Genomic DNA, 12,989 nt, shown 5'->3' with positions numbered 1-12,989 from the left:
TGGCAGGGCCTTGTGGGCCTGGCTGGATTGGCTGTGGGTCTGTGCCCGGTAGGGCGCGAGCCCATGATCACGCAAAGTGTATGCCGGGGTCCGCGACAGGTGTTTGCGTTCTTTGCCCTGAAAAACGCGGTTCCAGAAAGAATCTTGCTTAATATCCATCCCCATGGAAAGCATTGACAAGTTCGACCTCGCAATCCTGCAAGAACTGCAGGCCGACGGGCGCCTCACCAACGCCGAGCTTGCGCAGCGCGTGGGCCTCTCGGCCGCGCCCTGCTGGCGCCGCGTGCGGGCGCTGGAGGAATCGGGCTTCATCAAGGGCTACCGCGCCGAGATCGACCGCCACAAGATCGGGCTGGGCGTGCTCGCTTTCGTGCGCGTGGACACCGAGCGCGTCACCAACGAGGCCACCCGCAAGCTGGAGGACGCGATCCGCAAGATGCCCGAGGTGGTGGCCTGCCACTACATCAGCGGCACCGGCACCTTCGAGCTGCAGGTGGTGGCGCAGGACCTGAACGGCTTCTCGGCCTTCGCGCGGCAGCACCTGATGAACCTGCCGAACGTGAAGGACCTGCACACGAGCTTCTCGCTCGGCGAGGTGAAGGCGAGCAGCGCGTTGCCGCTGGGGCACCTGGCGAAGTAGCCGCGCGCTCGGCCCGACCCATGACTTTTGCCCGCTTCCCGCGGGTTTTGTGCGCCCCTCGCCTGCGGGGGTGACCATTGTTTGCAGTGCGAAATCGGTGAGCCGACAAGACTGTGGAGACCCGGCTGGGACGCGCCCGGCCTTCCACTTTCTTCACGGTTCGCATGATCCTCAGCCCACCCTTCCTGCCTGCACGGACCTCGCAATCCGAAGCCGCCTGGCTCGACGCCGCGATGGCGCAGCCGACGTCCCGCCTCTCGAGCACCAACGCCCCCGAGGGCTCCTTTCCCCTGAGCCTCCAGCTCGCGTGGCACAACGGCCTCCACATCCAGGCGCCGCAGGCGGCCGGTGCGTACCTGCCGGTGCGCGCCATCGCCGACGGGACCGTCGTCTTCGTGCATCCGCCGACCGCGCCGAACAGCGACGTCACCCACCCGCTCAACTACAACCCCTTCCACAGCGACACGCCCAGCGCTGCGTGGACCAGCGATGGTTGCGTCGTCATCGAACACAAGGGCGAGATCGGCGCGGCGGGAACGGTGGCCACCGAGTTCACCTACTACAGCGCGTGCATGCACCTGGGCAGCATCGCCCGGCACGCCGGGACGCATGCGCCGCTCAAGGCCGGCGATCGGGTCTGTCGCAAGGAGACGCTGGGCACGCCGGGGCAGATCTACGGTCATGAGGGACAGATCCATTTCGAGATCTGCTGCGACGCGGCGAACCTCGAGACGCTCACCACCCGACAACGGAACTGGGTCGATCCGCTGGCGCCCCCGCCACCGACCGCGAACGGCCGCACCGACAGCGTCTTCGGAAGCCTCTACATCTATCTCCCCGCGGGCACCCCGACCAGCGCGCGGCAGCCGACGAGCCACCTGCGCTCGGCCATCCACACGGGCGGCGCGGCGAGTGCCGCCACCGACCATTTCCCGCCCGACACCTTGCGCGCCGCACAGTGGGTGCAGATCACCTACGAGTTCGGCAGCGCGACCCTGACCAGCTGCGACAGGCTGGGCGCGCCGATTGGCCAGCCCCGCAGCGACAGCCGCTACGACTACATCTCCACCGCCGCCCGCCCCGGCGCCTCGCAGAGCTTCGAGTACGACCTGTCCGCCGTCGCCAACGACCGGCACGGCTCCCTCGATGCGGCCGCGCAAGCCACAAGCAGCCCGAGCGGCTGGTACGAGCTTCTGCGCTTCGGCCGCAACCTGGGGCCCGACGCCCTGCCGGCCAACGCCGCCCATTGGCGAAAGGTCGTCACGCCGGACGGCGGACTCTGGGTCGACCTGCACGCGCCGGGCACCTTCCAGTTCAGCGATGCCGATTTCCTGCCCGTCATAGGTTGGAACTGCTTCGACGACGACCCGACCACCAACGATCAGCGCTGCGATTCGCTGCATCTGAAAACCCTGATCCGCGACCCGGACCGCACCAACGACCAGCGCATGGAGCGCGCGCAACTCGCGCGGCGCCTGGGAGAACCCGAGGTGCGCAACAAGCTGCGCCGGACGATTTGCAAATTTCCGAGCGAGTGGGACCGGAAGGATGTGGAAAAGCGCTATGGCTGGCTGGAGACGGAGGACTTCAAGCCGACGGACGACGACGCGACGGGTGCGGAGAAGTGGGAGCGGTTCGTGAAGCATGCGAACGCGGTCACTTTTTCCGATCTACCGGCGGCGTTTTTGAAAGCCGACTGGCGATTTCACCCCAGGGAATTCGTGGGGCATATGCGCAAGTGCGGGTGGTTGAGCCGCAACGAAATGGAGCAAATATATAAAAACCACGATGACTCCGAAAATCCTTCGATATTTTCCGAAATTGACAAATACCAACCAACTTTCAATCGAATGACGCAGAAATATTTTTTAAACACGAGAAAGAGATTGCCCCACATTCTCGGCCAAGGCGCAATCGAGTCGAATTTCCTGAGAACCATGCAGGAAACCGCCATGAGCGGCGCCGCCGTCAACGGGGAAGTACATGGAAATTCCGGAATTCACCCTCAATCCAAAATCAATGAAAACCAAATTGGACATTGGTGGGGACTTAATCCAAGCGAACGAGTCGATTGGTACGGGTCGAAGAAATACAACAGCGCGGGCGGCTTGATTTCCAGCTCCTACAACTGGCGAATGGGAAACCTTGGAGATCCCGATGCGCAAAAATTCCGCGGGCGAGGATTCAAACAACTCACTGGCAGAGACAATTATGTGCAATTCTGGGTCTATCGAGGATGGTTGGCCGCCGCGAGTTTCGACCAATACTGGTGGAGCGACCCACAATACATAGCGAAAAATGTTCGAGGAATGCATAAAACCCCTGGCACCGTCGATAACCCTGAAATCGTCGGCACGCTGCCTTACAACTGCATGGACGCAGGAGGCTGGTATATGACCTTTCAGCGCGCCGCCGTGCTGCATGCGATGGACAGCGATCTGGATTACGTGGCCGTCGGCAGGAGCGATCAAATGCAAGAAACCGACATATCCAAGGCGGTCACTCGTGCCATCAATGGCGGTGACATTGGCTGGGATCAGCGTTTAAAAATTACAAGAGCCGCCAAGAAAATTCTTCTCGACGACTGAAAACACAATGACTAAAAAAATCATTCTTGCCATTCTGCTTTGCCTGGCTTTTTCCACTTGCTTTTCGCAAGAAATCGCCGCATCAAAAGCCAGTGGCCGGACCGTAATTCTCAGACAAGGCGATAAATCCCTGAACTGCACGAGCGAACTTTCTTTCGAAAGTTTTCGATATTCAGGTGACCGTCGCTTTTTGCTTTTTAAGTACTTCGACAAAAAACTGCAGCTTCCTCTCTTTTTGGGTTTCGTCAGGCTCTCGGATGCGTACGAGGAGTGCAGCAAAAACACGAAGATGAAGATCAGGCGCGAGCCTGCGGGTGACACTATTCTGGACATCAGCGATGCAGGGCAGATTTATCTGACCTATCAAGAGGATATGTACAGCATCGGCGGCAGTGCACTGCATTCACGGACATCGGTCGCGGTCAAACACCTGAGCACGTCAAAAGAAGTAATTTTCCCGTTCAGCATCAAAAAGCACGATTCCGAACGACTGATCATGAAGAAAATAGATCTTATCGGCGGGCCACAGCTAATTGATACAGAAGACATTCCGGAAAAGCTTCGCCTCATCTCCAGAGACGGAAAGTACATCGCGCCGCTCGGAACCTCATGCGACATTGAAAAGTTCTACGCCGGCATCTGGAACGTCCAAACAAAAAAGGAGATTTCCGCAAAGGAAATCGGCGGTCTGATCCGAAAAGGCATTAGCTGCAAGGACATGTTCGGCTGATGCGCTTCTGCGATATGCGAGCATCCGCACCATCACCGAGACAAGAAGAGGGAGCCGCATGCATCTCGACCCCAGCCGCCGCGCAATGGACCATCTGCAGCAAATCCGCCTGCTGACCGACGCCGAACACACAACAGCCACCAACGATCCGGAGTTGGGCAACGCCACATTTCGCACCCCCGCCGAAGCCCTCGCCTGGACCGTGGCGCGCGAGATCGTTCCGCAAGCGCAACTCGCCGGCCTCCCCGCCCGCGCCGCCGCGGGCCAGGAGAACGAAGCCCAGACCATCGTCTCCGAAGCCACCGACCTCCTCAGCGGCGAATTCCCGCTGCCGCCCTGGGCGCAGTTGCACATCCGCCTGCTGGACCGCCGCATGCAGGACGGCGTCAGCGCCAACGCGCTGGACCAGTTGCTGAACCTGCAATTGATCGACGAAACGCAGCACGCGCACAGCCTCTCGATGCTGCCCACCCACCAGGAGGCCTGGGCCGCGCCCGATTCGCTGCCCGCCACGCTCGCCTGGACGGTGCTCCGGTCGGGCGCGCTGAGCGAGGGCGAACTCAGGGCGCTGGCCGGGCGGACGTCGCACCCCGACATCGTCGCGGACGCCATCGCGCGCATCGACGGCGCGACGACGGTGACGCGCAAGACCTCGACCACGACGACGTTCTCTCTCGATTCGCTGGACTTCAGCACCTCGTCGTCCTCCTCGTCCTCATCCTCGACGTCCTTGCCGTCCGGGTCGTTCGTCCTGCCCCCGTCTTCATCGTCTTCGTCGTCCCCCGCCTCGCAGACGCGGACGTTCACCTGGACGTCGTCCTCGACCTCAGAGGCAGCCCCGGCGAGCCGCTGGAAGAAGACGATCGTCGTCGTGGTGATCGCGCTGGTCGCGCTCTACCTCCTCTTCGGCCGCTGAAGAGAAGGTACCCGAAGGCAGGCGCGCCTGGTCAGCGCCGCTGGCCGCGGCTCGCCTCGCGCGTAGCGCGGAATTCCGAGCCCTGCCCCCATTCGGGCCAGCGCTTGCTGTTGGCCAGCGTCTCGCCCACGCGGTAGAGCAGCGGCAGGTCGTGCGCCATGCCGGTGAAGGACCAGTCGGCGCGCCATTCGTCGGCCGGCTGGTGGTAGCGGTCGGCGGTGTAGGCCTTGCTGGCCGCTTCGCCGGCCGCGAGGCCGCCTTGCACCCAGTCGTCGCCCGAGTCGAACGAGAGCGCCGGCACGCCGCGCTTGGCGAACGAGAAATGGTCGGAGCGGAAGAAGTAGCCGGCCTCGGGGTGCGGGTCCGGCGCGTAGGCGAGGCCAAAGCCCTTGGCCTCGTCGACCAGCAGGTCCTGCAGCTGCGAGGCAGCGCTGCCCGAGGTGCTGAAGTTGCGCGACGGGCCTTCGGGGCCGAGCGCGTCCATGTTGATCACCGCCACGGTCTTGGCGAGCGGATACAGCGGCTTGGCGCCGTAGAACTCGGAGCCCAGCAGGCCGCGCTCCTCGGCGGTCACGGCCAAAAAGACGACGGAGCGCTCGGGCTTTTTCGGCGCGCTCGCGAAGGCACGACCCATCTCGATCAATGCCGCGAGGCCGGTGCCGTTGTCGACGGCGCCGTTGTAGATCTTGTCGCCCTTCGCATCGGGCGCGCCCACGCCCAGGTGGTCCCAGTGGGCGCTGTAGATCACGGTTTCGCCGGGGCGCCGGCGGCCCTCGACGCGGCCGACCACGTTCTTCGAGACGATCACCTCGCGCGCGATCGCGTACTCGGCCGTGAGGCTCGCGTCCTTGAGCAATTGCGGCTGGAATTCGCGCGTCTGCGCGAGCTTCTTCTGCGCCTCGAAGTCCAGGCCCGCGCGGCGCAGCAGTTCGACGGCCACGTCGCGCTGGATCCAGGCCTCCAGCTTGGGGTGCACGGCCGCCGGCTGGTCGCGCTCGATGTCGAGCATGGTCGCGGTGTTGGAGTTCTTGACCGTGGCCCAGCCATAGGCGGCCGGCGCGGTCTCGTGCACGATCAGCACGCCCAGGGCGCCGCGGCGCGCTGCCTCCTCGAACTTGTAGGTCCAGCGGCCGTAATAGGTCATGGCCTTGCCGCCGAAATCTCCGCTGCCGTTTGCACCGGTCTCGAAATCGGGGTCGTTGACCAGCACGACCGCGATCTTGCCCTTGAGGTCGACGCCCTTGTAGTCGTCCCAGCGCCGCTCGGGCGCGCTCACGCCGTAGCCCACGAAGACCAGCGGCGCCTGCTGGATCGACACCGAGGTGGAGCCGTCCATCGCGGCGCGCACCGCGATCTGCTCGCCTTGCACCAGCGCATCGCGCTGCGCGCCCACCTGCAGCGTGAGCTGCGGCGCGCCGCGGAACTCGGTCTTCACGAGCGGCACCGATTGCGTCCATGCGCGCTTGCCGCCCTGCATGTCGCCGCCGGGCGCGAGGCCCGCGGCCTTGAACTGGGCGACGAGGTAGTCCACGGTCTTCGACTCCGCCGGCGTGGCCGGTGCGCGGCCCTCGAAGTCGTCGCCGGAGATGGTCTTCACGATCTGCGACAGGCGCTGCGGGTCGAAGCGCGGCGCCGGGTCGGCGGCCAGCGCACCGGTGGCGCTCCATGCGAGGCCGATGCCACAAAGAAAAAAGGCAGGTCCGAGTCGCCGGGTCATGCAGAGCTCCTGAGAAGGGAAGCTCCGGATACTAGACAGCCCACCATTGCCGCCGATCGATGCCCCCGGCCCCGCCCGGAGAACCTTAGTTAGCCCGCGATCGGAAGCGCGACAAGGACTGAGTCGAAGCACTCACATCCCGTCTCACGAAGCGCACAAAAGGGTGCCCGATAGCGCCAGCCTAAAATCCTCGCCCACCACCTGCCGCCTTCCGCGGATCGAAGAGGACCCCCGAATGAACCCCATCCGCCGCGCCCTGGCTCTTGGCCTTGCAGGCCTTGCTGCCGCCACCCTCGCCTTCGGTGCCCAGGCACAGAACCGCGAACTCACCGTCGCCTCCAGCGCCACCTACGCCCCCTTCGCGTTCGAGAACAAGGACAAGCAGATCGTCGGCTTCGACATCGACATCATCAACGCCATCGCCAAGCAGCAGGGCCTGAAGATCAAGATCGTCAACACGCCGTTCACCGGCATCTTCGGCGCGCTGAACAACGGCGACGTGGACCTGGTGATCTCGGGCGTCACCATCAACGACAAGCGCAAGCAAAGCTACGACTTCACGCCGCCCTACTTCGCGGCGCGCCAGCTGATCGCGCTTCCGAAGAACAGCACGGTCGCCTCGCTGAAAGACCTCGCGGGCAAGAAGATCGCCGTGGTGAGCGCCTCCACCGCCGACGACATCGCTTCCCGCGAATTCGGCAAGACCAGCCCCAACATCCGCCGCTTCGAGAGCACGCCGCTCATCATTTCGGAGCTGGCCGGCGGCGGCGTGGATGCGGCCATGGGCGACAACGGCGTCATCGCCTACCGCGTGGCGCAGCATGCGGACCTGAAGACCCTGGACGACAAGTCCTTTGCCGAAGAAGGCTTCGGCATCGTCGTGAAGAAGGGCGACAAGGCGCTGCTGGACAAGCTCACCGCGGGCCTGGCCGCGGTGCGCGCCGACGGCAGCTACGTCACGATCTACAAGAAGTGGTTCAACAAGGACCCGAACGTGCGCTGAGCCGCACGGCACCTGTGACCCGATCACGGCCGCCCTCGAAGCGGCCGTTTGTTTTTTCGAGAGTGATGACGCGAAGGCGATGAATATGGAACAACCGATCCTCTTGTTTGGATGGTTTCGCTGGGACATCCTGGTGGAATACAAGGACCTGTTCTGGCAAGGCGCGTGGATGACGCTGCGCATGACGGTGGTGTGCGTGCTGCTGGGCTCGAGCTGGGGCCTGTGCCTCGCGCTCGCGCGCCTGGCGCAGCCGCGCCATGCGCCGTGGACCTGGATCGCGCGCTTCTTCCTGCGCTGGCCGGCCACGGTGTACGTGAGCTTCTTCCGGGGCACGCCGCTCTTCGTGCAGATCCTGCTCATCCACTTCGCGGTGATGCCGGTGTTCATCCATCCGGCGAGCGGCATCCTCATCGACGGCGAGCTCGCGCGTACGCTGAAGCAGGAGCACGGCGCGCTCATCTCGGGCGTGGTGGCGCTCACGCTCAACTCGGCGGCGTACATCTCGGAGGTGTTCCGCGCGGGCATCCAGTCGATCTCGCGCGGGCAGTTCGATGCGGGCCGCTCGATCGGCTTTTCGCCCGCGCAGGTGATGCGCTACGTGGTGCTGCCGCAGGCCTTTCGCCGCATGCTGCCGCCGCTTGGCAACAACGCGATCGCGCTGCTGAAAGACACGTCGCTCGTCTCCGCCATCGGCCTCGCGGAGCTGGCCTACGCGGCGCGCACCGTCGCTGGCGCGTATGCGCGCTACTGGGAGCCGTACCTCGCGATCTCGTTGATCTACTGGGTGATGACGCTGGTCCTCACGACCATGCTGCGCAGGCTCGAACACCGCCTCGCACGCAGCGACCGCGGTTGAGAAAAACCCGCGCGCGACAATAGCGCCACATGCCACCCATAACGACCGAAGAGACGCCCCTTCCGCCCACGCGGCCGCAACCCTCGAAGTTCGCGGCCCTGGAGCCCCTGAAGCTCCCCGTGTTCCGCATGCTGTGGAGCACCTGGCTCATCGCCAACATCTGCATGTGGATGAACGATGTGGCGGCGGCGTGGATGATGACCTCGCTGACCACCTCGCCGATCTGGGTCGCGCTGGTGCAGTCGGCCTCCACGCTGCCCGTCTTCTTGCTGGGCCTTCCGAGCGGCGCGCTGGCCGACATCCTGGACCGCCGGCGCTGGCTCGTGGCCACGCAGTTCTGGCTCGCGGGCACGGCCATCGTGCTGTGCGCGGCATTGGCGCTCGACCTCATGACCGCGCCGCTTTTGCTCGCGCTCACCTTCGCCAACGGCATCGGCCTCGCGCTGCGCTGGCCGGTGTTCTCGGCCATCGTGCCCGAGCTCGTGCCGCGTCCGCAGCTGCCGGCGGCGCTGGGCCTGAACGGCATCGCGATGAACGCCTCGCGCATCATCGGCCCGCTCACGGCCGGCATGCTGATCGCGAGCGCGGGGACCATCTGGGTGTTCGCGCTCAACGCGGTGCTGTCGGTGGCCTCGGGCTTCGTGGTGCTGCGCTGGCGGCGCGAGCACACGCCCAATCCGCTGGGCCGCGAAAAGCTCGTGAGCGCGATGCGCGTGGGCGTGCAGTTCGTGCGGCAGTCGCAGCGCATGCGCGCGGTGCTCACGCGCATCTCGATCTTCTTCTTTCACTCGACGGCGCTGCTCGCGCTCTTGCCGCTGCTGGCGCGCAACTTGAAGGGCGGCGATGCGGGCACCTTCACGCTGCTCCTGGCCGCGATGGGCTCGGGCGCGATCGTCGCGGTGCTGTTCCTGCCGCGGCTGCGCCAGGCGATGGGGCGCGACCAGCTGGTGCTGCGCGGCACGCTGCTGCAGTCGGGTGCCACGGCGGTGATGGCCTTCGCGCCCAACGCGTGGGTCGCGGTGCCGGCGATGTTCTTCGGCGGCATGGCGTGGATCACGGTGGCCAATTCGCTCTCGGTGTCGGCGCAGCTCGCATTGCCCGACTGGGTGCGCGCGCGCGGCATGTCGATGTACCAGATGGCCATCATGGGCGCGAGCGCGATCGGCGCGGCCATCTGGGGCCAGGTGGCGACCATGACGGCGCTGAACCTGAGCCTGGCGGTGGCCGCGGTGAGCGGCACGCTGCTGATGCTCATCGCCCTGCGCTGGGTGACCGACGTGACCGGCGAGGACGACACCAGCCCCGCCGAAGCCGGCTGGGCCGCGGGGCCCCCGGCCGAGGCGCCGCAGGAAGAAGGGCGCGTGGTGATCACGGTCGAATACCTCATCGAGCCGGCGCGCGCCGCGGCCTTCCACATCGTCATGCAGCAGACGCGCCGCGCGCGCCTGAGCCAGGGCGCGATCGGCTGGGAGCTGCTGCACGACATCGCACAGCCCAGCCGCTACGTAGAGCAGATCGTGGACGAATCGTGGACCGATCACCTGCGCCGCTTCAACCGCGCGACGGCCAGCGACATGGCGCTGCGCGAGCGCCGGCTGGCCTTTCACATCGGCGAGAGCTCGCCCGTGGTCACGCGCTACATCGTGCGGCGCTGAAGGCGCGAACACCGGGCTTCGCCCCGGTGAGTACGGAAGTTTTCGGGTTTCCGAATTGTGAATTGCACTGAATAATGGGCCGATGCAAGGCCCCGCGCCGTGCAAAAAACAAGAAGGAACAAGGACATGCGTCTGGAGCAGCGCGCCCGATCTTCCTGCCGGATTCCGGCATCTCCTCTTTCATGGTTCGTGGCGGCCCTCGCAGGGCTCGCGGCCAGCACCGCCCAGTCGGCCTGCGGCCCGACCGCAACGCCGGGTACGGGCCAGAGCGTGGTCTGCAGCGACGCGACCACCGGCTCGGCCAGCGTGATCGCAGCGCCCGGCAGCACCGGCGTCGCCATCACCGTGGACAACGGCGCCACGCTCACCACCAACGCCACCCAGGCCCTGCTGGTACGCGATGCGAGCAGCATCACCAACAACGGCACCCTCGCCGTCTCGGGCGGTTCGGGCTCGGCGCGCGCGGCAATGGTGGCCACGGGCAACGACAACACGATGACCAACAACGGCGCCATCCGCACGACCAGCGGCGGCACCTCGGGCATGCTGGTGACGTCGAACAGCAGCACGCGCACCCTCATCACCAACAACGGTTCCATCGCGACCACGGGCGGCAGCTCGCACGGCATTTCCACGCTGGGGCCGGGCAACACGGTCGTCAACAACGGCACGATCACCACCAGCGGCAACTCGGCCAAGGGCGTGTACCTGCAGGGCGGCAACCTCGCGGCCAACCTCCTGGTCAACACCGGCACCATCGCGACCACGGGCGCCAATTCGCCCTCGGGCGGCGCTGACGCGGTGCATGCCAACACGCTGGGCCTGAGCTTCTTCTCGCGTGTGGAGAACCGGGCCGGCGCGCTGCTCTCGAGCGCCAACGGCTACGGCTACCGCGGGCAGAACGGCAACGACACGCTGGTGAACGCGGGCACCATCGAAGGCCATGGCGGCACCGCCAACACCGACGCGCTCTACATGGGCGCGCTGGGCAACGGCACGTTGATATTGCAGACCGGCTCGGTCATCCGCGGCGGCGCCGACGGCGGCAATGCGATCGCGAACGCCTTTCTCGAAGGCAGCGGCACGGTGGACAACGCCTTCCGCAATTTCCAGAATCTGACGATGCGCGGCGCCGAATGGTCATGGCTCACCGATGCGACTTTCTCGGATGGCATCCGCATCGAATCGGGCCGCTTCAACCTGCCCGCGACGCTGACAAGCCCGGTCATCGCCGTGCTCCCCGGCACCACGGTCGCCGGCACCGGCACCTTCGCGGGCAACGTGACGAACCAGGGCACGCTTCTGCCCGGCCCGAACGACGGCGTGAACTTCGGCGCCTTCACGGTGCGGGGCAATTACCTGGGCAACGGCGCGCTGATGCAGATCAACACCGTGCTGGCCGGCGACAACGCGCCCTCCGACCGGCTGGTGATCGACGGCGGCACGGCCTCGGGCGGCACTGCGATCCGCGCGGTCAACCGCGGCGGCATGGGCGCGCCGACGCTGGCGGACGGCATCCTGGTGGTGCAGACGGTCAACGGCGGCACCACGGCAACCCACGCGTTCTCGCTCACGCAGCCGGTCGAGGCCGGCGCGTACACCTACCGCCTGTTCCGCGGCGGCGCGGCGGGCAACAACCCGGACAACTGGTACCTGCGCAACAACGGTTTCCTGGTCGGCGGCGTGGTGGTGGGGTCGCTCGCCGAAGCCTACGAAGTCATCGCGGAAACGCCGGGCGTGCCGGGCGCGCCGGCACCTGCCGTCGAGCAGGTCAAGCTGTACCGGCCCGAGGTCGCGCTCTACAGCAGCGTGCCGCTGGTGGTGCGCCAGCTCGGGCTCGCGCAGCTGGGCAGCTTTCACGACCGGCAGGGCGACCAGCAACTGCTCGCGGAAGGTGAACAAGGCGAAGGCCGGCAGGCCTCGTGGGGCCGCGTCTTCGGCGAGAGCACGCGCCAGCGCCTGCGCGGCGATGCGAACCCGCAGTTCGACGGCAACATCCACGGGCTGCAGCTGGGCCATGACTTTCTCGTCGGCACCGATGCCTCGGGCGGACGCCACCGCGTCGGCGTGCTCGGCGGCTACACCCGCGCGAGCGGCGACACGAGCGGCATCGCCGGCGGCGCCACCAACGCCGCCACGGGGCGCCTGAGCGTCGAGGGCTACAGCCTCGGCGCGTACTGGACGCGCGTGGCAACCAGCGGCTGGTACAGCGACGCCGTGCTCATGGCCACGCGCTTCAAGACCGAGGCGCAGTCCACGCTCGGGCGCGGCGGCCGGCCGCACGGCAAGACGATCACCGCTTCGCTCGAGGCCGGCTATCCCTTCGCGCTGAGTGACAGCGTCTCGCTGCAGCCGCAGGTGCAGCTGATCTGGCAGCGCAGCTCGGTCGACGATTTCGACGACGGTCTTTCCACCGTTCGCTTCCAGCGCGACAACGCCGTCACCGGGCGCGTCGGCGCGCGGCTGGAGGGCAGCTTCAGCGCCGCGGGCGGCACCTGGAAGCCCTACCTCAAGGCCAATCTCTGGCACACCTTCAGCGGCACCAACGCGCTCTTCTTCGGCCCGACCGACCAGGTCGGCAACCGCCGCACCGCGAGCGCGCTCGAAGTGGGCGCGGGCGTGGTGGGGCAGGTGAGCAGGACGGTGGCGGTGTACGGCGGGCTCGCGTACACACGCGCCATCGGCAACGACGGCGAGCAGTCGGGCATGCAGGGGCAGGTGGGGATGCGCGTGCGCTGGTAGCCGCGCGCCATTGACCAGTTGATCTGGTTTGGATGGCGTTTTCGGGTGGGTGCGCAGGCGTACGGGTAATTGCTGAGCCACTTTTTTTGACCGATTGGATGATTTAAGTCATCATCCGGCCGTCGCATCACGAGGACCACCC

The 12,989-nt window shown here is 66.0% G+C and carries 9 protein-coding genes; 8 read left to right on the top strand and 1 reads right to left on the bottom strand.

All coding sequences use genetic code 11. The features are described from left to right. Positions 1 to 163 precede the first annotated feature (163 nt). The 4 genes from ACZYRS_RS02150 to ACZYRS_RS02135 all read left to right on the top strand — a co-directional run bounded on the left by ACZYRS_RS02150 (position 164) and on the right by ACZYRS_RS02135 (position 4,874). Complete coding sequence (locus ACZYRS_RS02150) at positions 164 to 640, top strand: Lrp/AsnC family transcriptional regulator (protein ID WP_280809067.1); 477 nt, start codon at positions 164 to 166, stop codon at positions 638 to 640. Between the two features lie 164 nt (positions 641 to 804). Beyond that, positions 805 to 3,228, top strand: a complete 2,424-nt coding sequence (locus tag ACZYRS_RS02145; protein WP_463417951.1) for a hypothetical protein — start codon at positions 805 to 807, stop codon at positions 3,226 to 3,228. Positions 3,229 to 3,235: 7 nt separating this feature from the next. Continuing rightward, positions 3,236 to 3,958 carry a hypothetical protein gene (locus ACZYRS_RS02140; RefSeq protein ID WP_463417950.1) on the top strand — a complete coding sequence of 241 codons (723 nt, stop codon included), beginning with the start codon at positions 3,236 to 3,238 and terminating at the stop codon, positions 3,956 to 3,958. 58 nt (positions 3,959 to 4,016) lie between these two features. Further along, complete coding sequence (locus tag ACZYRS_RS02135) at positions 4,017 to 4,874, top strand: hypothetical protein (protein WP_463417949.1); 858 nt, start codon at positions 4,017 to 4,019, stop codon at positions 4,872 to 4,874. A 31-nt stretch (positions 4,875 to 4,905) separates the two neighbouring features. Here ACZYRS_RS02135 and ACZYRS_RS02130 read toward each other — a convergent pair whose 3' ends face one another. Then, entirely contained in the window at positions 4,906 to 6,591 is a 1,686-nt protein-coding gene (locus tag ACZYRS_RS02130) for a M28 family metallopeptidase (RefSeq protein ID WP_463417948.1), read from the bottom strand. 235 nt (positions 6,592 to 6,826) lie between these two features. On the opposite strand from ACZYRS_RS02130, the gene ACZYRS_RS02125 reads away from it, so the two are divergent. The 4 genes from ACZYRS_RS02125 (at position 6,827) to ACZYRS_RS02110 (ending at position 12,847) form a co-directional block, all read left to right on the top strand. Further along, complete coding sequence (locus ACZYRS_RS02125; RefSeq protein WP_463417947.1) at positions 6,827 to 7,594, top strand: basic amino acid ABC transporter substrate-binding protein; 768 nt, start codon at positions 6,827 to 6,829, stop codon at positions 7,592 to 7,594. 85 nt (positions 7,595 to 7,679) lie between these two features. Then, the gene (locus ACZYRS_RS02120) at positions 7,680 to 8,450 is read left to right on the top strand and encodes an amino acid ABC transporter permease (RefSeq protein WP_463417946.1); all 771 of its coding nucleotides are present in this window, start codon (positions 7,680 to 7,682) and stop codon (positions 8,448 to 8,450) included. A gap of 29 nt (positions 8,451 to 8,479) precedes the next feature. After that, positions 8,480 to 10,105, top strand: a complete 1,626-nt coding sequence (locus tag ACZYRS_RS02115) for an MFS transporter (protein ID WP_463417945.1) — start codon at positions 8,480 to 8,482, stop codon at positions 10,103 to 10,105. Between the two features lie 126 nt (positions 10,106 to 10,231). Then, positions 10,232 to 12,847 (top strand): autotransporter family protein, encoded by a 2,616-nt coding sequence (locus ACZYRS_RS02110; protein ID WP_463417944.1) that lies wholly within the window; start codon positions 10,232 to 10,234, stop codon positions 12,845 to 12,847. The last annotated feature ends 142 nt before the right edge of the window (positions 12,848 to 12,989 follow it).

This window comes from Variovorax sp. AC194, assembly GCF_979257995.1.
The sequence above is the reverse complement of the archived record's forward strand: the minus strand, read 5'-3'. Positions and strand labels throughout refer to the sequence as shown.